The sequence below is a fragment of the Blautia sp. MSJ-36 genome, assembly GCF_018917985.1.
Classification (GTDB): domain Bacteria; phylum Bacillota; class Clostridia; order Lachnospirales; family Lachnospiraceae; genus Blautia_A.
This window is the reverse complement of the sequence record NZ_JAHLPQ010000009.1, coordinates 38,158-57,778: the sequence shown is the minus strand read 5'-3', so window position 1 is coordinate 57,778 and position 19,621 is coordinate 38,158. Positions and strand designations below refer to the sequence as shown.

Sequence of the window (19,621 nt, the reverse complement as noted above, 5' to 3'; positions counted from 1 at the left end):
TGTCAGAATCAAAACACTTGTTCTGTGTATTGAAATATGGTATAATGAATTAGAACAAATAGTTCGTAAACATATTAGCCAATAATAATAGGAATCAGCCAGAAAAGGATGATAAGATTGCTAAAAAGTTTCAAAACAGAGATCAATCCTACAGAAGAGCAGAAGATTAAAATACATAAGACAATCGGCACATGCAGATATATCTATAATTTTTACCTGTTTCATAATAAAGAACTTTATACTTTGGGTAAAAAATTTATGAGCGGTAAATCGTTCAGTGTATGGTTGAATAATGACTATCTTCCGAATCATCAGGAATATTCCTGGATCAGGGAAGTCAGTTCCAAATCGGTAAAACATTCGATTGAAGATGTCTGTACAGCTTTTTCAAGATTTTTTCATCATCAAAGTGGTTTTCCGCGGTATAAGAAAAAAGGACGATCGAATGTAAAAATGTATTTTGTAAGAAATAATCCCAAAGACTGTTTTTGCGAAAGACACCGGATTAAGATTCCGACGCTTGGATGGGTAAGGCTGAAAGAGAAAGGTTACATCCCAACATCCAGGGATGGATATATAGTCAAAAGCGGAACTATTTCTATGAAAGCCGGCAGATATTATGTTTCTGCACTGGTAGAAGTGACAGATCCGGAGAGAAACAGCTGTTTTAGCGATGGTGTAGGGATCGATCTGGGTTTGAAAAATCTTGCCATCATATCAAATGGAACTGTCTATAGAAATATTAATAAAACAGCACGAATAAGAAAACTTGAAAAACAATTAAGACGGGAACAGCGAAAGCTTTCCCGTAAATATGAAAATTTAAAGAAAGGAGAGCCCACTCAAAAAGCAAATATACGTAAACAAAAGCTTAAAGTACAGAAGCTTCATCAGCGTCTGGAAAACATCCGTACAGATTATATCAATAAGACGATATCTGAGATTGTAAAAACCAAGCCATCTCATATAACGGTTGAGGATCTGAATGTATCCGGTATGATGAAGAACCGGCATCTTTCAAAAGCAGTTGCGTCACAGAAATTTTACGAATTTCGCACAAAACTTAAGACAAAATGTGAGGAATTTGGAATTGAATTACGGATAGTCAGCAGATGTGGAGAAAATGATCGTGCAGAATATGGAAAGAGATTATTGGAATATCTTTCTGAGCAGTTGACCGCAGAGTTTGGAAAAGGTTTTGATAAATCGAATCTTCGTAAGATGCGGCAGTTTTATTGCACTTTCCCAATTCGAGACACACTGTGTCCTGAATTGAGCTGGTCGCATTATCGTGTTTTGATGCGTATAAATGATGAACAGGCAAGAACATTTTATATGGAGGAGTGTGCAAAAGCAGCGTGGAGTGTCCGCCAACTGGAACGGCAGATTAATACGATGTATTATCAGCGTATTTTAGCAAGTCAGGATAAGACAGCAGTTGCAAAAGAAATTCAAATAACGGAGCCAAAACCAGAGTATGAGAAAATAGTGAAAGATCCTTATGTTATAGAATTTCTGCAAATTCAGCCGGACACTCATGTGTATGAAGGAGATTTGGAACAGGCACTGATTGATCATCTTCAGCATTTCCTTTTAGAGCTTGGAAGAGGATTTTCATTTGTAGCACGTCAGAAAAGGTTTACATTGGATGGACAGGACTTTTTCATTGATCTGGTATTTTACAATTATATTTTAAAATGCTTTGTTCTCATTGACTTGAAAATGGGTAAACTGACCCATCAGGACTTGGGACAGATGCAGATGTATGTGAATTATTATACTCGTGAAATGATGAATGAGGGAGACACGCAGCCTATTGGGATAGTGCTTTGTGCAGATAAAGGAGATTCCATTGTAAAATATACACTCCCTGAAGATAATCACCAGATATTTGCATCTAAATACTTCACTTATTTACCGTCAGAGGAAGAATTGAAACGTGAATTAAATTTGAAGGAATTTCGTAAAAAAGAATAAAAATGAAAATATAAATTCCAGTTTGTATAATTGGGAAACGGAAAGTTCTGTGTAAGGCTGCTGACAGAGAGCTGAAGGTTTTCGGGGTTCGTATATTGTTAAGAAGAGGGAAGTGTGATATGCTTATCAAAACAGGGGGCGATGTGATCAATGAAATATAATCTTCCGGAAAGAGTGTTGAGAGAGGTCTGTTCATTTGCCCGGCAACATTCGGTTGAAAGAGTTATTCTTTTCGGGTCCCGTGCAAGAGGAGATCATACAGAGAGAAGCGATATCGATATTGCCGTATATGGCGGGGACTTTGATTCTTTCTACTGGGATATAAAAGAAAAGGTACATTCGCTTCTGATGTTTGATGTTGTGGAAGCAGATGGACATATTTCTGAAGAACTGAAGAACGAAATTAAAAAGGATGGGATTGTGATTTATGAAAAAGCTTGATAATTTTTCGAATTGCCTTACCGTACTGAAGAATGCTGATTTTAAACTGGCAGATAGTAATGAGATATACAGGACCGGCGTCATCGGACAGTTTAATCTTACCTTTGAACTTGCCTGGAAGGCACTGCAGGAAGTTCTGAAGCTGCATGGTGCAGCAGGCGCAGAGACAGGCTCACCCCGGGAGATCCTGCAGCTGGGATATAAACTGGGATTTGTAAGTGATGCGTCAGTGTGGCTGCTTATGCTGAAGAAGCGGAACACATCAGTCCACATATACAATGAAGAAGAAATCGACGAAATGATCCTTCTGATCCGGGACAGTTTCATTCCGGCTTTTGGGGAACTGGAAAAGACCCTGCAGGAAAAACTTCAGGAAGCGGAAGAGGAATGGAAACAGGAAGAAAAGAAATAATACTTGCAATTAACAGATATTGGTGTTACAATGAACGAAACTAAGAACTTGTTGGCATAGGAGTGGGCGAGAGCCCGCTCCTATTTGCTGAGAAGGAATTTGTTCAGAAACAGGCAGAAATAGGAAAGGCAGGTGGGAAGCATGAGCAGACGGGAAGAATATGAACAGAAAGCAGAGGCGATCCTTACACCGATCGTGGAGTCCAGGGGCTTTGAGCTGGTAGATGTGGAGTATGTCAAGGAAGCTGGAACCTGGTATCTCAGAGGTTATATCGACAAGCCGGGCGGAATCACAGTCAATGACTGCGAGGACGTAAGCCGTGCATTCAGCGATATCCTGGATGAGCAGGATTTCATCGAAGACAGCTACATTATGGAGATCAGTTCTCCGGGACTTGACCGGCCTCTTAAGAAAGAGAAAGACTTTAAGAGAAGCCTTGGCAAGCTGGTGGAGATCCGTACCTACCGGCCGATCGAGAAGCAGAAAGAATTCTGCGGTATTTTAAATGCATATGATAGTAACAGTGTGACAATCGATGAAGACGGCACAGAACGCACTTTTGATAAAAAAGATATCGCCCTGATTCGTCTTGCGATCGAATTCTAAAAGAGAATCGAATCTGTAAAAATTCAGGAGGAAAAAAAGGAAAATGAGCAGAGATTTAAGAGACGCGCTGGACGTTCTCGAAAAAGAGAAAAACATCAGTAAGGATACACTGCTGGAGGCAATTGAGCAGTCACTGATCCAGGCATGTAAGAATCATTTCGGAAAGGCAGATAACGTTCACGTTATGATCGATCCGGAGACCTGTGATTTCAGTGTTTACGCTGACAGAACTGTTGTAGAGCATGTGGAGGACCCGGCCCTTGAGATTTCTCTGGTGGATGCACAGAAAACAAACACCAACGCAGAGATCGGTGATGTTATGAAAGTTGAGATCCAGTCCAAGGAATTCGGACGTATCGCAACCCAGAACGCAAAGAACGTCATTCTTCAGAAAATCCGTGAGGAAGAGCGTAAAGTTCTCTACGATCAGTACTACGGAATCGAAAAAGAAGTGGTAACCGGTATTGTTCAGAGAGTAATGGGCAAGAATGTCAGCATCAACCTCGGTAAGGCAGACGCAGTCCTTACAGAGAACGAGCAGGTAAAAGGCGAGACATTCCAGCCAACTGAGCGAGTAAAGGTTTACATCCTTGAGGTAAAGGATACACCGAAGGGACCACGTATCCTTGTTTCCAGAACACATCCTGGCCTTGTAAAGAGACTTTTCGAGTCCGAGGTTGCAGAGGTAAGAGATGGTACCGTTGAGATCAAGAGCATTGCCCGTGAGGCAGGTTCCCGTACCAAGATCGCTGTATGGAGTAACGATCCGGATGTAGATGCTGTGGGAGCATGTGTCGGTATGAACGGCGCACGTGTAGGTGCGGTTGTCAACGAACTTCACGGTGAGAAGATCGATATCATCAACTGGGATGAGAACCCGGCAATCCTTATCGAGAACGCATTAAGCCCTGCAAAAGTTATCGCAGTTATGGCAGATCCGGATGAGAAGACTGCACTGGTTGTAGTTCCGGATTATCAGCTTTCCCTTGCCATCGGTAAAGAGGGACAGAACGCACGTCTTGCTGCAAGACTTACAGGATTCAAGATCGACATCAAGAGCGAGACACAGGCAAGAGAGTCCGGTGACTTCTACGATGATTACGATGAGGAACACGAAGAAGCAGAGGACGAAATGACAGAAGAGGCTGTTTCCGAAGAAATTCCGGAAACAGAGGAAGATACAGAAGAGACAGAAACAGAAGCTGAAGAAACAGCAGATGGAGATGCCGAAGAATAATGAAAACGAGAACCAAGATTCCCATGCGTCAGTGTACCGGCTGCAGGGAAATGAAAAGCAAAAAGGAAATGATACGAGTTCTCAAAACATCAGAGAATGAGATCATCCTGGACGCTACAGGTAAGAAAAACGGACGCGGCGCATACCTTTGTTTCTCAGAGGAATGCCTGGAAAAGGCCATCAAAAACCACGGCCTGGAGCGTTCCTTGAAAATGGCAGTTCCGGATGAAGTGTATCAGAACCTCAAGAAGGAGTTTGAGTCAATTGAAAAACAGTAAGGTTTTATCACTCATCGGACTTGCGACAAAAGCAGGAAAAACAGTGAGCGGAGAATTTTCCACAGAGAAATCCGTAAAAACAGGAAAAGGTTTCCTGGCACTGGTGGCAGATGATGCCTCCGAAAACACAAAAAAGAAATTTCGGAATATGTGTACCTATTACGAAGTTCCGTTATATTTCCTTTCAGACAAAGAGAGCCTGGGCAGAGCAATGGGCAAAGAATTCCGTGCCAGCCTTGCCGTGCAGGACGAAAATTTTGCAAAGGCGATCATGAAGGAGCTGGAAAAAGAATCCGGCAGATAACCTGCATGATACAGGCGTCTGTAAGGAGGTTTGACGATAATAATGATAAAAGATAAATTCAGCAGATCGGGAAAGGAGCAATATAGACAATTGGATACTCCAAAAACAGAAGAAAAGACAACAACGGTGAACGCAGAGGGTAACAAGTCTGAGGCACCGAAAAAGAAAAAAAATATCATCCGTGTATTCCATGCACAGAATGCCAGCGACGGCGGTAAAGGAAGAAGAAAACCGGCAGCAGGCGAGAAAAAAGGCCCGGTACGTTCCCAGAACGGCGGACAGCGTCCGGCAGGCCAGGGCACAAGAAATAATGAGTCCGGCGAGCAGAGAAACTCTCAGGGTGGAGCAAACCGTACTCAGGGCGGAAGACCGCAGGGTAACCGTCCGGAAGGAAGAAGAGACGGCAACCGTGACGGAAGAAGCTTCGAAGGAAGAAGAGACGGCGGCAACCGTTTTGGCGGCAACCGTTCCCAGAATGGTGAGGGACGTCCGGCAAGACAGGGCGAAGGAAACAGAGGACCACGTCAGAACGACGGAAGAGGCGGAAACCGTTTCGGCGGTGGAGCAAACCGTGGTCAGGGCGGACGCTTCGAAGGCAGAGATGGCGGCAACCGTTTTGGCGGCGGAGCAAACCGTGGCCAGGGCGGCCAGGGTGGACGTTCTGAAGGCGGAAGAGGCGGAGATAACCGTTTCGGCGGTCAGAACCGCGGTGGCCAGGGCGGAGCACGTCCGGGACAGAGAAGAAGCAGTTCTTCCGATTCCGTATTTACTCCGGAGCTGACCAAGACATCCAAGGACAGCAAGCGTGAGCGTGACAGGGAGAATAAGAACAAGAAGAAAGATTTCGAGAAAGGCGGCCAGGGCGGACGCAGACCAAATCAGGGTGGACGCAGACCGAATTCCAGAATCCCGAAAGCACTTCAGAAACCGAATCCACAGCCGAAGCAGGAAGAGAAGAAACCTGAGATCAAGGAGATCACCATTCCTGAGAAGCTTACCATCCGTGAGCTTGCGGACGCTATGAAAATGCAGCCATCTGTGATCGTTAAGAAACTTTTCATGGAAGGTGTCATGGTAACCGTAAACCAGGAGATCGACTTTGACAAGGCAGAGGAGATCGCACTTGGATTTGATATCATTGCCGAGAAAGAAGAAAAAGTAGATGTAATCGCAGAACTCCTCAAAGAGGATGAAGAGGATGAGGACGATATGGTTCCAAGACCTCCGGTAGTCTGCGTCATGGGTCACGTTGACCATGGTAAAACATCTCTTCTGGATGCCATCCGTAATACAAACGTAACCAGAGGCGAGGCCGGCGGAATCACACAGCACATCGGTGCTTACGTGGTAAACATCAAAGGCCAGAAGATCACATTCCTGGATACACCGGGACATGAGGCGTTCACAGCTATGCGTATGCGTGGTGCCAACGCTACCGATATCGCAGTTCTGGTTGTTGCTGCAGATGATGGTGTCATGCCGCAGACGGTAGAGGCGATCAGCCATGCAAAAGCTGCAGGTGTTGAGATTATCGTTGCCATCAACAAAATTGATAAACCAAGCGCAAATGTAGAGCGTGTAAAACAGGAACTTTCCGAGTATGAACTGATTCCTGAGGACTGGGGTGGAAGCACCATCTTCGTTCCGGTATCCGCACATACAGGAGAGGGAATCGAGAACCTTCTTGAGATGATTCTTCTTACTGCTGAGGTTTCCGAGCTGAAAGCGAACCCGAACCGTGAGGCAAGAGGTCTTGTTATCGAGGCTCAGCTTGATAAAGGTAAAGGACCGGTTGCTACCATCCTTGTTCAGAAAGGTACTCTCCATGTAGGAGATTTCATTGCAGCAGGTGCATGCAACGGTAAAGTCCGTGCAATGATGGATGACAAGGGACGCCGTGTTAAAGAGGCAGGCCCGTCCACTCCGGTTGAGATCCTTGGTCTTGGCGACGTTCCAAATGCAGGTGAGATCCTGATGTCCTTCGAGAGCGACAAAGAAGCCAAGAACTTTGCAGGCGCATTCGTTACAGAGAACAAGAGCCGTCTTCTTGAGGAGACCAAGGGCAAACTTTCTCTGGATAACCTGTTTGATCAGATCCAGGCAAGCGACCTTAAAGAGCTTCCGATCGTTGTCAAAGCCGATGTACAGGGATCTGTTGAGGCTGTAAAACAGAGCCTTACCAAACTTTCCAACGAGGAAGTTATCGTTAAGGTGATCCATGGAGGTGTAGGTGCCATCAATGAGTCTGATGTCAGCCTTGCCGCAACATCCAATGCCATCATCATCGGATTTAACGTACGTCCGGATACCACAGCAAAACAGCTTGCTGAGCAGGAGGGCGTTGACCTTCGACTTTACAAGGTTATCTACCAGGCAATCGAGGATGTGGAGGCAGCCATGAAAGGTATGCTGGATCCGGTATTCGAGGAGAAAGTTATCGGCCACGCAGAAGTACGTCAGCTGTTCAAGGCATCTGGTGTGGGAACCATCGCAGGAAGCTATGTACTGGATGGTACATTCCAGCGTAACTGCAAGGTTCGTATCACAAGAGGTGAGGACCAGATCTTTGAGGGTGAGCTTGCATCCCTGAAGAGATTTAAAGATGACGTTAAGGAAGTCCGTGCAGGATATGAGTGTGGTCTTGTATTCAACGACTTCAACGATGTTAAAGAAGAAGATAAAGTCGAAGCATATATCATGGTAGAGGTACCAAGATAGGAGTGACTTGTAATGAGAAAAAACAGCATTAAAAATACACGTGTGAATGGTGCGGTTCAAAAAGAACTCAGCACCATCATACACAGCGAGATCAAGGACCCCAGAATTCATCCGATGACTTCTGTGACAGCCGTGGAGGTGGCACCGGATCTTAAAACCTGCAAAGCCTACATCAGTGTACTTGGCGAAAAGCAGGCCAAAGATTCCACCATCCGTGGATTAAAGAACGCAGAGGGCTATATCCGGAGAGAGCTGGCCAGAAGACTGAACCTTCGCAATACGCCGGAGATCCGTTTTGTTCTGGATGAGTCCATCGAATATGGCGTAAATATGTCAAAGAAGATCAATGACGTAATGAGTGGGATGGAAACAGAGGAATAGGTGGAAAAAATGAAAAACATTTCAGAAATACTGGAAAATGTAAAAACTGTAGGCATTGGCGGCCACATCCGTCCGGATGGAGACTGTATCGGTTCCTGTATGGCTCTGTACCTTTATATCCGGGAATATTTTCCGGATATTGAGGCAGATGTCTATCTGGAACAGCCGAAGCCTATATTTGATTACATCGACAGAATGGATGAGGTTAAGACAGAAGCAGAAGAAGAGAAAGAGTATGATCTTTTTATCACCTGTGATGTCAGCGCACTGGATCGCCTTGCTGTTGCCGGAAAGTATTTTGACACGGCAAAAAAGACCGCATGCATTGACCATCATGTAAGCAATAAGGGGTTTGCGGATGTCAATCATGTAAGGGGCGACGTCAGTTCCGCATGTGAAGTTCTTTACGGACTTCTGGATGCAGATAAGATCGACCGTTCCATTGCGGTTCCGATTTATACGGGAATGGCACATGACACCGGCGTATTCCAGTATTCTTCCACAACACCGGAAACCATGAGGATCGCCGGTGAACTGATGAAAACAGGATTTGATTTCAGCAGGATCATCGATGAGTCCTTTTACCAGAAAACATACCTTCAGAATCAGGTTATGGGCCGTGTGCTGGCAGAAAGCATTCTGCTTCAGGATGGCAAATGCGTAGTCGGATATCTGAAAAGACGAGAGATGGATTTCTACGGTGTGGAAGGAAAGGATCTGGAGGGAATCGTAAGCCAGCTCCGTCTGACCGCAGGCGTGGAGGTTGCGATCTTTATCTATGAGATGGAGACGCAGCTCTTTAAAGTATCTCTCCGTTCCAACGGAAAGGTGGATGTGAGCAAAATTGCCGTATTCTTCGGAGGCGGCGGACATGTGCGTGCAGCCGGCTGCGACATGCAGGGTTCCATGTACGATGTGATTAACAACCTTACCGCTGAGATCGAAAAACAGCTTGCAGAGGAGTAGAAACAGATCATGGACGGAATACTTGTGATCCGAAAGGAAAAAGGTTATACCTCTCATGATGTAGTTGCAAAGCTGCGTGGAATTCTCCACATGAAAAAGATTGGCCATACGGGAACACTGGATCCGGCAGCAGAGGGAGTGCTTCCTGTTGCTCTTGGAAGGGGAACCCGTCTGGTAGAGCTTCTTACAGAGAAAGAAAAAACATACGAGGCAGTCTTAAGGCTGGGCGTTTCCACAGATACCCAGGACATGACAGGAACAATTCTTTCCGAGAAACCGGTAACGGTTACAGAGGAGGAAGTCCGGGAAACGGTTGCTTCTTTTGTGGGAGAACAGATGCAGGTTCCGCCGATGTATTCCGCTCTGAAAGTGGGTGGAAAGAAGCTTTACGAGCTGGCCAGAGAAGGAAAAACCATAGAGCGCAAACCGCGCCCTGTGGTTTTTTATGAGATAAGGATACTGGATATGGATCTCCCGCTGGTACGTATCAGCGTTACCTGCAGCAAGGGAACTTATATCCGTACACTTTGCAATGATATCGGAGAAAAATTAGGCTGTGGCGGTGCCATGAAAGAGCTTCTTCGGACCAGATCCGGGAATTTCACACTGGAAGAGAGCATGGCACTTTCCCAGGTGGAAGAAGCGGTTGCCGACGGAACCATCGGCGAAAAAATCGTTTCTATTGAAGATGTACTTTCCATGTATCCGGCACTTACCTGTACACCGGAAGGAGACAGACTTCTTGGTAATGGAAATCCGGTTTCGGAAGAACTGGTACAGGGCGGCAACAGGGAAGAAAAAGTCCGGATGTATAAAAGCAGCGGAAACTTCACAGGAATATACGGCTGGGATGAGAGAAAACAGAAATATGTTCCCGTCCGCATGTTCTTTGTATAGATTTTTTACAAAAACTTGCAGGAGCAGATATGGAATACTTGAAGATTGACGGAGAATTTCCGCGCCTGTCAGGGAGTGCGGTAACACTTGGAAAATTTGACGGCATACACCGTGGACACCGGAAACTGGTGGAAAGAATTCTGGAGCAGAAAGAAAAGGGACTTCAGACAGTTCTCTTTTCCCTGGGAATCGGAAGCCAGATGATCTTTACAAAAGAAGAACGATGCAGGATCCTCGAGGATGCAGGTGTGGATATTCTGATCGAATGCCCGCTGGATGCCAGGATCCGCCACATGAAAGCAGATACTTTTATTAAAGAGATCCTGGTGGGGGACCTTCAGGCAGAACACGTTGCCGTAGGAGAAGATTTCCGGTTCGGATATGAACGCAAAGGAAATCCGGAACTTCTCCGGGAGATGGGAAAGAAGCTTGGCTTTTCGGTGGATGTGATCCCAAAAGAAATGGAAGGAAAGAGAAAGATCAGCAGTACCTTTATCCGTGAAGAATTAAAAAGAGGCAATATGGAAAAGGTTAATGATCTTCTTGGATTTCCGTTTTTTGTGGATGGAGTGATCGAGCATGGAAGAGGAATGGGACATAAATTCCTTCTTCCGACAACCAATATTATTCCGGCGAAAGAAAAGCTGATGCCTCCTAACGGGGTCTACGATACAGTGTCCCATTTTAAGGACAGAAGCCTTAAGGGAATCACCAATGTAGGATACAAACCTACGGTTGGGGAGAAATTCCTGGGTGTTGAGACGTATCTCTTTGACTGTGAGGAAGACCTTTACGGGGAACCATGCAGAGTGGAATTCTTTCATTATTCCAGACCGGAGAAACGTTTTTCTTCCATAGAAGCTCTGAAAGAACAGCTTATGAAAGACGCGGAAAAAGGCAAGGCTTATTTTCAAAGCTTCGAAAAGTAAAAATTTCCGGTAAAAACTTTTCAAAAAAACAGTTTACAGGTCAGGAACCGTGTGCTATACTGTTCGAGGTGAAAAAAGCCAGTATTCAGAAGCCGGAGACTCCGACCACTTCTTAATACCCGGCGTTTAATTAAAATTTCAAGGAGGAAACAACAATGATTTCTAAAGAGAAGAAAGCAGCAATCATGAAAGAGTATGCAAGAACAGAGGGTGACACAGGTTCACCGGAGGTTCAGGTTGCAGTTCTTACAGCAAGAATCCAGGAGCTTACAGAGCACCTTAAAACACACCACAAAGATCATCATTCCAGAAGAGGTCTTCTGAAAATGGTAGGTCAGAGACGTGGCCTTCTTGCTTATCTTAAGAAAACAGACATCGAAAGATACCGTGCACTGATTGAGAAATTAGGTTTAAGAAAATAATTGCTACGGGAGGGGCGGATGATTCCATCCGCCCCATTTTAACATGTGTGACAAACACAGACGGAATTACCGCAGGAGTGATTTCCGAGACTACTGAAAAGCCCATTTCCGGTCGAGATCTTTTCCCAAAGGAAGTGGTCTTTTCAGTTGTTTCGGGCTCCTGTCAAATTCAATATATTATAGAAAAGGAGAACGAACATGTACAAAAGTTATTCCATGGAACTTGCAGGAAGAACACTGACTGTAGATATCGGACGTGTTGCAAAACAGGCCAACGGTGCCGCTCTTATGCACTACGGTGATACCACAGTTCTTGCTACTGCTACCGCATCCAAAGAGCCAAGAGAAGGAATCGATTTCTTCCCGTTAAGCGTTGAGTATGAGGAGAAAATGTACGCAGTAGGAAAGATCCCGGGAGGATTCAACAAGAGAGAGGGCAAGGCAAGCGAGCATGCCATCCTTACATCCCGTGTTATCGACCGTCCGATGCGTCCGCTGTTCCCGAAGGACTACAGAAATGACGTAACACTGGTAGACATGGTTATGTCTGTTGATCCGGAGTGCAACCCGGAGATCCCGGCTATGCTTGGTTCTTCCATTGCTACCTGTATTTCCGATATCCCGTTCGACGGCCCGTGTGCAACCACACAGGTTGGTATGATCGACGGCGAGTTTATCATCAACCCGACACTTGCACAGAAAGCAGTTTCTGACCTTCAGCTTACCGTAGCTTCCACAAGAGAGAAAGTTATCATGATCGAGGCCGGAGCCAACGAGATTCCGGAAGACAAGATGATCGAAGCCATCTACAAGGCTCACGAAGTAAACCAGGAGATCATCAAATTCATCGACCAGATCGTGGCTGAGTGCGGAAAAGAGAAACACTCCTATGAGTCCTGTGCAGTACCGCAGGAGCTCTTTGATGAGATCAAGAAGATCGTTCCTCCGGAAGAGATGGAGGTTGCCGTATTCTCCGATGACAAACAGACACGTGAGAATAACATCAGCGAGATCACAGACAAGCTGAAAGAAGCTTTTGCAGATAACGAAGAGTGGCTTGCCGTTCTTGGTGAGGCTGTATATCAGTACCAGAAGAAGACTGTCCGCAAGATGATCCTCAAAGATCACAAACGTCCGGATGGCCGTGAGATCAGACAGATCCGTCCGCTGGCAGCTGAGACAGACATTATCCCGAGAGTTCACGGTTCTGCCATGTTCACAAGAGGACAGACTCAGATCTGTACCGTTACCACACTGGCTCCTCTTACAGAGGCACAGCGTCTTGACGGACTGGATGAGTTTGAGACATCTAAGAGATATATGCATCACTACAACTTCCCGTCCTACTCCGTAGGTGAGACCAAGCCTTCCAGAGGACCGGGACGTCGTGAGATCGGCCACGGAGCACTTGCTGAGAGAGCACTGGTACCGGTACTTCCTACAGAAGAGGAGTTCCCGTATGCAATCCGTACCGTATCTGAGACATTTGAGTCCAACGGTTCCACATCCCAGGCAAGTATCTGTGCATCTACCATGTCACTGATGGCTGCCGGTGTACCGATCAAGAAACCGGTTGCAGGTATCTCCTGCGGACTTGTTACAGGCGAGACAGACGATGATTACATCGTTCTTACAGATATCCAGGGCCTTGAGGACTTCTTCGGAGATATGGACTTCAAGGTAGCCGGAACACATGATGGAATCACAGCGATCCAGATGGATATCAAGATCCATGGTCTTACAAGACCGATCGTTGAGGAAGCAATCCGCAGAACAAAAGAGGCAAGAGAGTATATCCTCACAGAAGTTATGGAGAAATGCATCGACAAGCCTCGTACAAGCGTTGGCGAGTTTGCTCCGAAGATCATCCAGATCCAGATCGACCCGCAGAAGATCGGTGACGTAGTTGGTCAGAGAGGAAAGACCATCAACACCATCATCGAGCGTACAGGTGTGAAGATCGACATCACAGATGACGGTGCAGTTTCCATCTGCGGAACAGACCAGAAGGGTATGGATGAGGCAAAACGTATGATCGAGATCATCACTACCGAGTTTGAGGCAGGACAGATCTTTACAGGACGCGTAGTCAGCATCAAAGAGTTTGGTGCGTTCCTTGAGTTTGCACCGGGCAAGGAGGGAATGGTACACATTTCCAAGATCTCCAAACAGAGAATCAACCGTGTTGAGGATGTTCTCACACTTGGTGACAAGGTTAAAGTTATCTGCCTTGGCAAGGACAAGATGGGAAGAATCAGCTTCAGCATGAAGGATGTACCGGAAGAAGCATAAGTTATGAGATATCACAATATTACCAAGGACGATATGTTAAACGGAGACGGACTTCGTGTAGTACTCTGGGTGGCCGGCTGTTCACACGGCTGCCGGGAGTGCCAGAATCCCATTACCTGGGATCCGAACGGAGGTCTCCCATTTACGGACAGCGAGCGAGCTGAGATATTTGCAGAGCTGGACAAGGATTATATCAGCGGGATCACATTCTCAGGAGGAGATCCCCTGCATCCTTCCAATATCGCTGAGGTAACAGCTCTTGCAAGAGAGATCAGAGAGAAGTATCCGGATAAGACGATTTGGCTGTATACGGGTTCTCTCTGGGAAGAGATCCAGCAGTACGAGATCATCCATTATCTGGATGTATGTGTGGACGGGGAATTTCAGGTGGATAAGAAAGAAGTTCTTCTGAAATGGAAAGGCTCCTCAAATCAGAGGGTGATCGATGTACAGGCGTCACTTCGTGAGAACCGCGTGGTTCTGTATGCGGAGTGATCAGAGGTTTTTTCTGAAATTACCTATTGGGAGTGGAACGAAAAATGAAAAGAATTGCGAAATTTCACAAGGTAAGTTTTGAACAGTTTGCAAAGGACTGGAGAGATACCTTTGAACAGTATTCAGAGGAGGAGATCCGGAATATCTACGACAGTCTGAAGCTTCCGAAGAGAGCTACGACCGGAAGTGCAGGATATGATTTTTATGCACCTGTGGATGTGACCATGAAGCCAGGTGAGATCGTAAAGATACCAACCGGTATCCGTGTAGAGATGGAAGAAGGCTGGGTCCTGAAATGTTATCCGAGAAGCGGACTGGGATTTAAATTCCGGCTGCAGCTCAATAACACAGTGGGGATCATTGACAGCGATTACTTCTTTTCTGACAACGAAGGCCATATCTTTGCCAAGCTGACTAATGATACAAGAGAAGATAAAACGATCCAGATCCCGGCAGGAACCGGTTTTATGCAGGGGATCTTTGTGGAATACGGGATCACCGTGGATGACGATGCAGATGCAGTAAGAAACGGCGGCTTCGGAAGTACCACAAAATAAAACGAAAGCCCGGAGGGCGGAGGTGTGATGATCACATACATCCGATTTCCGGGCTTGTTTTGTGTAAGTACTGTTTTTGGTAAATGCCTTGTTTAGCTGAGAGGTGCGTCTGATTCCTCGTCTGCACGTGCTTTTTCCACGACTGCGTTAAAGGCATTTGCGGCAGCATCGTACTCTTCATCATCTTCGATGTTTGCCAGCATCGGATCGCCGTCTGCTGTGCGGGAGAAGCTGTAGAGATAAACCTCACCGGTCTCATTCTGGCCGTTCTCATCCAGTGGGAGAAGTGCGATATATTCTTTGTTCTCTACAGGGAAAATAGTAAGGATGGCACATTCTACCTCTGTATCATCATCCATAGTCAGGGTAATAGTATGGTGTGCCTCGTCTACCTTACTTTCACAGTTGGCTGTGCAGGAAGCGCAGTCACTTGGTGTGCATCCGCTTTTGTTAAATTCATCACTCATAAAAGAAATCCTCCGTTCTGCTACTGCCTGTGAATAAGAAGGCAGCTCTGCATGATATAAAGAACATTTTAACAGATATGACGTAGAACAGCAACAAAATATTTGAGAGCCTGAGAAAACTTTCAAAATATTTTTTGCTTAATCCGACAATGTGAGATATAATAAAAATATGACGAAAAAATGAGGAGAAAATATAAAAATATGAAATTTATTTCCTGGAATGTAAATGGGATCCGGGCCTGTATCACCAAGGGCTTTGAGGAACGCTTTCATGAGCTGGATGCGGATATTTTCTGTCTGCAGGAGACGAAATGCCAGCAGGGACAGGTGAAGCTGGAGCTTCCCGGATATCATCAGTACTGGAACTACGCAAATCGCAGAGGCTATTCAGGTACAGCCATTTTTACGAAGAGGGAGCCGTTGTCTGCGGCTTACGGGATCGGGATAGAGGAGCATGACAAAGAAGGACGTGTCATCACGCTGGAATTTGAAGAGTATTATTTTGTGACTGTATATACTCCCAACTCCCAGAGCGAGCTCCGCCGTCTGGAATACCGTATGAAATGGGAAGAGGATTTTCTGGCTTATCTCCTGAAACTGCAGGAGAAGAAACCGGTGATCTGCTGTGGCGACCTTAATGTGGCACATCAGGAGATCGATCTCAAGAACCCGAAGACCAACCGCAAAAATGCAGGCTTTACGGATGAAGAGAGAGCCTGCTTTACCAGAGCTCTTGAGAGTGGCTTTATTGATACATTCCGCTATTTTTATCCGGATAAAGAGGGTGTTTACTCCTGGTGGTCCTACCGTTTCCGTGCACGAGAGAAGAACGCCGGCTGGCGTATCGACTATTTCCTTGTTTCCCCCTCTCTGAAAGAAAAGCTTCAGGATGCGAAGATCCACGGAGAGATCATGGGATCCGATCATTGCCCGGTTGAGCTGGATATTGATCTGTGACGGATCTGGTGAAACGGATTTCCATGGATTTCAATAATAAAAAGAGAAAAGGAGGAGTTGCCTTGGCAAGCCGCAGATTAGGTCGAGTGGAAAAAGGTCAGCCGCTGATACTTGGAGCCAATAAATTGGAGGGCGGTTATAATTTTGCAGTGGAGGCATCGGAAGATTCCGAAGTGTCCCTGCTTTTATATAAAAAAAGAGGAGCTGCCGCACCGGTGGAGATCGTTTTTCCGAAGGATTTCCATACAGGACGTGTGTGGGCACTGAAACTGTGCAGTGCTTCTCTGAAGGATTTTGAATATAATTATAAAATAGACGGTGAGATCGTGCAGGATCCGTATGCATACGGACTTCACGGGAGAGAACATTTCGGAGTACCTTACGATCCGGAAAAGGAGGTTCGCTGCCGCTTCCTTAATGAGAATGTTTCCGGCTGGGAAAATGAAACTGCGCCGGCAGTAGAATACGAAAATATGATCCTGTACAAGCTTCATGTCCGTGGTTATACGAAGCTTGCCAGAAAGATGGTTTCCCATAAGGGAACTTTCCTTGGCCTGACAGAGATGATCCCTTACTGGAAAGAGCTGGGGATCAATGCCATTGAACTGATGCCTGCCTATGAATTCTGTGAGGTTCCGATCAGTAAACCGAAGGAAGGCAGTGAACACATCAAGACCCGCCGAAAGGAAAATGTAGTGAATTACTGGGGCTATGCTTCCGGCTTTTATTTCAGCCCGAAGAGTGCTTACTGCAGTACCAGAGAACCGGAGCAGGAATTTCGGTATCTGATCCGGGAGCTGCACAGGAACGGCATTGCCTGTATCATGGAATTCTATTTTCCGGAGGAAACAGACAGCCTGATGGCTCTTCGGGCCCTGCAGTTCTGGAGAGATTTTTACCATGTAGATGGATTTCATGTGCTGGGAGAGGGCTTTAACCGGGAGATGCTTCTTCGGGATGGAATCCTTTCCGGAGCAAAACTGATCTTCCAGGGCTTTGATTTTGATCATTTTTACAGAGGAAAGCTTCCGGCCAGACGTTGCGGAGCAGAGAGCAATATGAATTTTCTCCAGGATATGCGCCGTTTCCTGAAAAGCGATGAAGGTATGGTGGAGGCTGCAGCATGGCATATCCGTCATAACAGCGAGAATCATGGAGTAATCAATTACATGGTGTGCCAGGACGGATTTACCATGAATGACTTGGTGAGTTACAATTATAAACATAACGAGGCCAATGGCGAGGGCAATCAGGACGGAAGCAGCTATAATTATTCCTGGAACTGTGGTGTGGAAGGCCCTACCCGTAAGGTTTCCGTCCGTCAGATGAGGGAGCGCCAGATTAAAAATGCCTTTCTGATGATGCTGTTGAGTCAGGGTGTGCCCATGATCTATCACGGCGATGAATTCGGCAATTCCCAGAGTGGAAACAATAATGCCTACTGTCAGGATAATGCTACCGGCTGGACAGACTGGAAGGGCCTTTCCAGAAACCAGGGACTGAGGGAATTCATAAAGGATGCCATTGCTTTTCGTAAAGCCCATCCCGTTCTTCATATGCCGGTGGAACTGAAAGGGGTAGATTATCTGACCAAGGGGTTCCCGGACGTGTCTCTTCACGGGGAACGTGCCTGGTATCTGAGCTATGAGAATACCAGCAGGCTTCTCGGTATGATGTACTACGGAGCCTATGCAAGGGAAAAAGAGGATCTGGAAGCTGCAGAGGATGATTTTATTTACATCGGCTATAATTTCCACTGGGAAAACCGGAGCCTTGCTCTGCCCAATCTCCCGGAAGGCATGTGCTGGAAAAAAATCGCAGATACCTCTCTTCACGGAACAGGATTCTGTCTGGAGGAGGAAGAAGAATATAAAAAATCAATCGAAATAGGCCCCCGCGCCATTGTGGTATTGCTGGGCAGACAGGAGGCGGATAAAGATGCGATCATGGCACCCGTGGCTGCACTTCAGGACCATCACGAGGCATAAGCTTCTGGTGATGAAATATTGTTTTCGTATCGGGTTATATAAGCAGGGGTTACTTCATGACCTGTCCAAATATTCCCCGACGGAATTTCTGGTAGGCTGTAAATATTATCAGGGAACAAGAAGTCCCAACAACGCAGAACGTGAGGCAACCGGCGTATCCATGTCCTGGCTGCACCATAAGGGAAGAAACCGGCACCATTTTGAACATTGGGTAGACTATTCCCTTGACGGTGAGCATGTGATCATGGGAGCCAGAATGCCCAGAAAATATGTGGCGGAAATGGTCATGGACCGGATCAGTGCTTCCAGAAACTATCTGGGAGAGGAATATACCTATCATGAACCATTACAGTATTTTCTGAAAAGCAAGGAGAAGCTGTGGTTTATCCACCCACAGACAAAGAAAGAGCTGGAGGGACTTCTCCGGATCCTGGATAAATACGGAGAGGATAAGACCCTGTGGTATATCCGCAATGTATATCTATGTGATAACCGCGGAAAAAAAGTGAAAAGCTCTGGGAAAAAGCTTCGAAATCACAGATAGGGGTGTATTTTTGGCAGGTTGTCTGATATAATATTCAGATATCAGGAGGAAGAATGAATGGATACACCAACAATTGCGAAATACTATAGAGAGAAAGATCCCATGGAGCGTCTGAAGCTTCTGGAGCAGTCCATTGCAGCAGGAGAAGAACCGGAAGAAAATAAGATCCGTAAGGAACTCTGGGATATCCGTTACAGCGATAAATCCGAGACTGGTGATACCAGGGCAGACGGTTATCTCGGACTCTGGATGACCATGGAGTTTAACCGGAATTCCGCTTCCAGATTCTTTGGCACAAGAAGTGCGAAGAAAGAGATAGGTAAGTATCTTAAGAAGCTGAAATTTCAGGAGCTCCAGGAAAGGGGCGGCCTTTATGAGGAGCTTCTTTACCGGGAATGCTGTCATCTGGTTCTGGTCTACATGGATCTCTGTCAGACAGATAAATCCTATAACACAACGATTTTCGGACTGATCCACATCAAGGAGGACAGTGCGAAGGCCAAGGTCCAGAGAGACATCAGGGAAACAGCTGTGGAGCTTCCGGCTAATCTTGGAATGGAAGCTGAGCTTGGAATCATCACAAGAGCTGCCAGAGAGATCTACAGGCAGTATTATCCCAACGAAGGAAACATTTAGGAGGCAATGAGCTTTCCGTTTCAGGCTGTCTGAATACTCAGGCAGCCTTTTGTTGCCATGCATCCGATAAAATATTCTGAGATTTTTTCAACGAAGATCCATGTCGGGTGTGAAGAG

Annotated in this window: 21 protein-coding genes and 1 pseudogene; 21 read left to right on the top strand and 1 reads right to left on the bottom strand. The window is 46.1% G+C overall.

From position 1 onward, the window contains the following. Positions 1–108: 108 nt before the first annotated feature. The 17 genes and pseudogenes from KQI39_RS17705 to KQI39_RS08555 form a co-directional block, all read left to right on the top strand. Positions 109–1,398 (top strand): annotated as a pseudogene (locus KQI39_RS17705) (RNA-guided endonuclease TnpB family protein); the annotation flags it as partial. Further along, a complete protein-coding gene (locus tag KQI39_RS17895) occupies positions 1,396–1,977 on the top strand; it encodes a PDDEXK nuclease domain-containing protein (protein WP_256443733.1) in 582 nt (193 codons plus the stop codon). The pseudogene KQI39_RS17705 and the gene KQI39_RS17895, both read left to right, overlap by 3 nt. Positions 1,978–2,127: 150 nt before the next feature. After that, positions 2,128–2,418: a nucleotidyltransferase family protein gene (locus KQI39_RS08625; protein ID WP_173762097.1), complete on the top strand. Its 291-nt coding sequence runs from the start codon at positions 2,128–2,130 to the stop codon at positions 2,416–2,418. Continuing rightward, positions 2,405–2,830 carry an HI0074 family nucleotidyltransferase substrate-binding subunit gene (locus KQI39_RS08620; RefSeq protein WP_173762098.1) on the top strand — a complete coding sequence of 142 codons (426 nt, stop codon included), beginning with the start codon at positions 2,405–2,407 and terminating at the stop codon, positions 2,828–2,830. The genes KQI39_RS08625 and KQI39_RS08620 overlap by 14 nt, the downstream gene beginning before the upstream one ends. A gap of 141 nt (positions 2,831–2,971) precedes the next feature. After that, positions 2,972–3,436, top strand: coding sequence for a ribosome maturation factor RimP (rimP, locus tag KQI39_RS08615; protein WP_216417809.1), 465 nt, complete (start codon positions 2,972–2,974; stop codon positions 3,434–3,436). A 43-nt stretch (positions 3,437–3,479) separates the two neighbouring features. Then, positions 3,480–4,673 (top strand): transcription termination factor NusA, encoded by a 1,194-nt coding sequence (gene nusA / locus KQI39_RS08610; RefSeq protein WP_118062601.1) that lies wholly within the window; start codon positions 3,480–3,482, stop codon positions 4,671–4,673. Continuing rightward, positions 4,673–4,951 (top strand): RNase P modulator RnpM, encoded by a 279-nt coding sequence (rnpM, locus tag KQI39_RS08605; RefSeq protein ID WP_021977122.1) that lies wholly within the window; start codon positions 4,673–4,675, stop codon positions 4,949–4,951. Before nusA ends, rnpM begins: the two co-directional genes overlap by 1 nt. After that, positions 4,938–5,255, top strand: a complete 318-nt coding sequence (locus KQI39_RS08600) for a L7Ae/L30e/S12e/Gadd45 family ribosomal protein (RefSeq protein ID WP_021977121.1) — start codon at positions 4,938–4,940, stop codon at positions 5,253–5,255. The genes rnpM and KQI39_RS08600 overlap by 14 nt, the downstream gene beginning before the upstream one ends. A gap of 42 nt (positions 5,256–5,297) precedes the next feature. Further along, positions 5,298–7,973 (top strand): translation initiation factor IF-2, encoded by a 2,676-nt coding sequence (infB, locus tag KQI39_RS08595; protein ID WP_216417807.1) that lies wholly within the window; start codon positions 5,298–5,300, stop codon positions 7,971–7,973. A 12-nt stretch (positions 7,974–7,985) separates the two neighbouring features. Continuing rightward, positions 7,986–8,354 (top strand): 30S ribosome-binding factor RbfA, encoded by a 369-nt coding sequence (gene rbfA, locus KQI39_RS08590; protein WP_118062598.1) that lies wholly within the window; start codon positions 7,986–7,988, stop codon positions 8,352–8,354. Positions 8,355–8,363: 9 nt separating this feature from the next. Further along, complete coding sequence (locus KQI39_RS08585) at positions 8,364–9,320, top strand: DHH family phosphoesterase (protein WP_216417805.1); 957 nt, start codon at positions 8,364–8,366, stop codon at positions 9,318–9,320. 6 nt (positions 9,321–9,326) lie between these two features. Then, a complete protein-coding gene (truB, locus tag KQI39_RS08580; protein WP_442860759.1) occupies positions 9,327–10,217 on the top strand; it encodes a tRNA pseudouridine(55) synthase TruB in 891 nt (296 codons plus the stop codon). 29 nt (positions 10,218–10,246) lie between these two features. Continuing rightward, positions 10,247–11,146 carry a bifunctional riboflavin kinase/FAD synthetase gene (locus KQI39_RS08575; protein ID WP_177290615.1) on the top strand — a complete coding sequence of 300 codons (900 nt, stop codon included), beginning with the start codon at positions 10,247–10,249 and terminating at the stop codon, positions 11,144–11,146. 155 nt (positions 11,147–11,301) lie between these two features. Continuing rightward, positions 11,302–11,568 (top strand): 30S ribosomal protein S15, encoded by a 267-nt coding sequence (gene rpsO, locus KQI39_RS08570; RefSeq protein ID WP_114001446.1) that lies wholly within the window; start codon positions 11,302–11,304, stop codon positions 11,566–11,568. 198 nt (positions 11,569–11,766) lie between these two features. Further along, complete coding sequence (locus tag KQI39_RS08565) at positions 11,767–13,860, top strand: polyribonucleotide nucleotidyltransferase (protein ID WP_114001447.1); 2,094 nt, start codon at positions 11,767–11,769, stop codon at positions 13,858–13,860. Between the two features lie 3 nt (positions 13,861–13,863). After that, positions 13,864–14,355, top strand: coding sequence for an anaerobic ribonucleoside-triphosphate reductase activating protein (gene nrdG, locus KQI39_RS08560; protein ID WP_118513778.1), 492 nt, complete (start codon positions 13,864–13,866; stop codon positions 14,353–14,355). A 44-nt stretch (positions 14,356–14,399) separates the two neighbouring features. Beyond that, positions 14,400–14,912 carry a deoxyuridine 5'-triphosphate nucleotidohydrolase gene (locus KQI39_RS08555; protein ID WP_216417801.1) on the top strand — a complete coding sequence of 171 codons (513 nt, stop codon included), beginning with the start codon at positions 14,400–14,402 and terminating at the stop codon, positions 14,910–14,912. 92 nt (positions 14,913–15,004) lie between these two features. Here KQI39_RS08555 and KQI39_RS08550 read toward each other — a convergent pair whose 3' ends face one another. Beyond that, entirely contained in the window at positions 15,005–15,379 is a 375-nt protein-coding gene (locus tag KQI39_RS08550; protein WP_173762101.1) for a DUF1292 domain-containing protein, read from the bottom strand. Between the two features lie 201 nt (positions 15,380–15,580). Here KQI39_RS08550 and KQI39_RS08545 point away from each other — a divergent pair, with 201 nt between their 5' ends. The 4 genes from KQI39_RS08545 (at position 15,581) to KQI39_RS08530 (ending at position 19,504) form a co-directional block, all read left to right on the top strand. Next, complete coding sequence (locus KQI39_RS08545; protein WP_178004229.1) at positions 15,581–16,336, top strand: exodeoxyribonuclease III; 756 nt, start codon at positions 15,581–15,583, stop codon at positions 16,334–16,336. A gap of 62 nt (positions 16,337–16,398) precedes the next feature. Continuing rightward, positions 16,399–18,324, top strand: a complete 1,926-nt coding sequence (locus KQI39_RS08540) for a Type II secretory pathway, pullulanase PulA and related glycosidase (RefSeq protein WP_216417799.1) — start codon at positions 16,399–16,401, stop codon at positions 18,322–18,324. After that, entirely contained in the window at positions 18,275–18,868 is a 594-nt protein-coding gene (locus KQI39_RS08535) for a DUF5662 family protein (RefSeq protein WP_330654006.1), read from the top strand. Before KQI39_RS08540 ends, KQI39_RS08535 begins: the two co-directional genes overlap by 50 nt. 57 nt (positions 18,869–18,925) lie before the next feature. After that, positions 18,926–19,504 carry a DUF6553 family protein gene (locus KQI39_RS08530; RefSeq protein WP_216417797.1) on the top strand — a complete coding sequence of 193 codons (579 nt, stop codon included), beginning with the start codon at positions 18,926–18,928 and terminating at the stop codon, positions 19,502–19,504. The last annotated feature ends 117 nt before the right edge of the window (positions 19,505–19,621 follow it).

Excerpts from the sequence above, each read along its gene's own strand:
- nusA (WP_118062601.1), top strand. The coding sequence starts at position 3,480 with ATGAGCAGAGATTTAAGAGACGCGCTGGACGTTCTCGAAAAAGAGAAA.
- rbfA (WP_118062598.1), top strand. The coding sequence starts at position 7,986 with ATGAGAAAAAACAGCATTAAAAATACACGTGTGAATGGTGCGGTTCAA.
- nrdG (WP_118513778.1), top strand. The coding sequence starts at position 13,864 with ATGAGATATCACAATATTACCAAGGACGATATGTTAAACGGAGACGGA.
- rnpM (WP_021977122.1), top strand. The coding sequence starts at position 4,673 with ATGAAAACGAGAACCAAGATTCCCATGCGTCAGTGTACCGGCTGCAGG.
- KQI39_RS08585 (WP_216417805.1), top strand. The coding sequence starts at position 8,364 with ATGAAAAACATTTCAGAAATACTGGAAAATGTAAAAACTGTAGGCATT.
- KQI39_RS08545 (WP_178004229.1), top strand. The coding sequence starts at position 15,581 with ATGAAATTTATTTCCTGGAATGTAAATGGGATCCGGGCCTGTATCACC.
- KQI39_RS17895 (WP_256443733.1), top strand. The coding sequence starts at position 1,396 with ATGTATTATCAGCGTATTTTAGCAAGTCAGGATAAGACAGCAGTTGCA.
- rimP (WP_216417809.1), top strand. The coding sequence starts at position 2,972 with ATGAGCAGACGGGAAGAATATGAACAGAAAGCAGAGGCGATCCTTACA.
- KQI39_RS08555 (WP_216417801.1), top strand. The coding sequence starts at position 14,400 with ATGAAAAGAATTGCGAAATTTCACAAGGTAAGTTTTGAACAGTTTGCA.
- KQI39_RS08550 (WP_173762101.1), bottom strand. The coding sequence starts at position 15,379 with ATGAGTGATGAATTTAACAAAAGCGGATGCACACCAAGTGACTGCGCT.
- infB (WP_216417807.1), top strand. The coding sequence starts at position 5,298 with ATGATAAAAGATAAATTCAGCAGATCGGGAAAGGAGCAATATAGACAA.
- KQI39_RS08535 (WP_330654006.1), top strand. The coding sequence starts at position 18,275 with ATGCGATCATGGCACCCGTGGCTGCACTTCAGGACCATCACGAGGCAT.
- KQI39_RS08565 (WP_114001447.1), top strand. The coding sequence starts at position 11,767 with ATGTACAAAAGTTATTCCATGGAACTTGCAGGAAGAACACTGACTGTA.
- KQI39_RS08620 (WP_173762098.1), top strand. The coding sequence starts at position 2,405 with ATGAAAAAGCTTGATAATTTTTCGAATTGCCTTACCGTACTGAAGAAT.
- KQI39_RS08575 (WP_177290615.1), top strand. The coding sequence starts at position 10,247 with ATGGAATACTTGAAGATTGACGGAGAATTTCCGCGCCTGTCAGGGAGT.
- KQI39_RS08625 (WP_173762097.1), top strand. The coding sequence starts at position 2,128 with ATGAAATATAATCTTCCGGAAAGAGTGTTGAGAGAGGTCTGTTCATTT.
- rpsO (WP_114001446.1), top strand. The coding sequence starts at position 11,302 with ATGATTTCTAAAGAGAAGAAAGCAGCAATCATGAAAGAGTATGCAAGA.
- KQI39_RS08530 (WP_216417797.1), top strand. The coding sequence starts at position 18,926 with ATGGATACACCAACAATTGCGAAATACTATAGAGAGAAAGATCCCATG.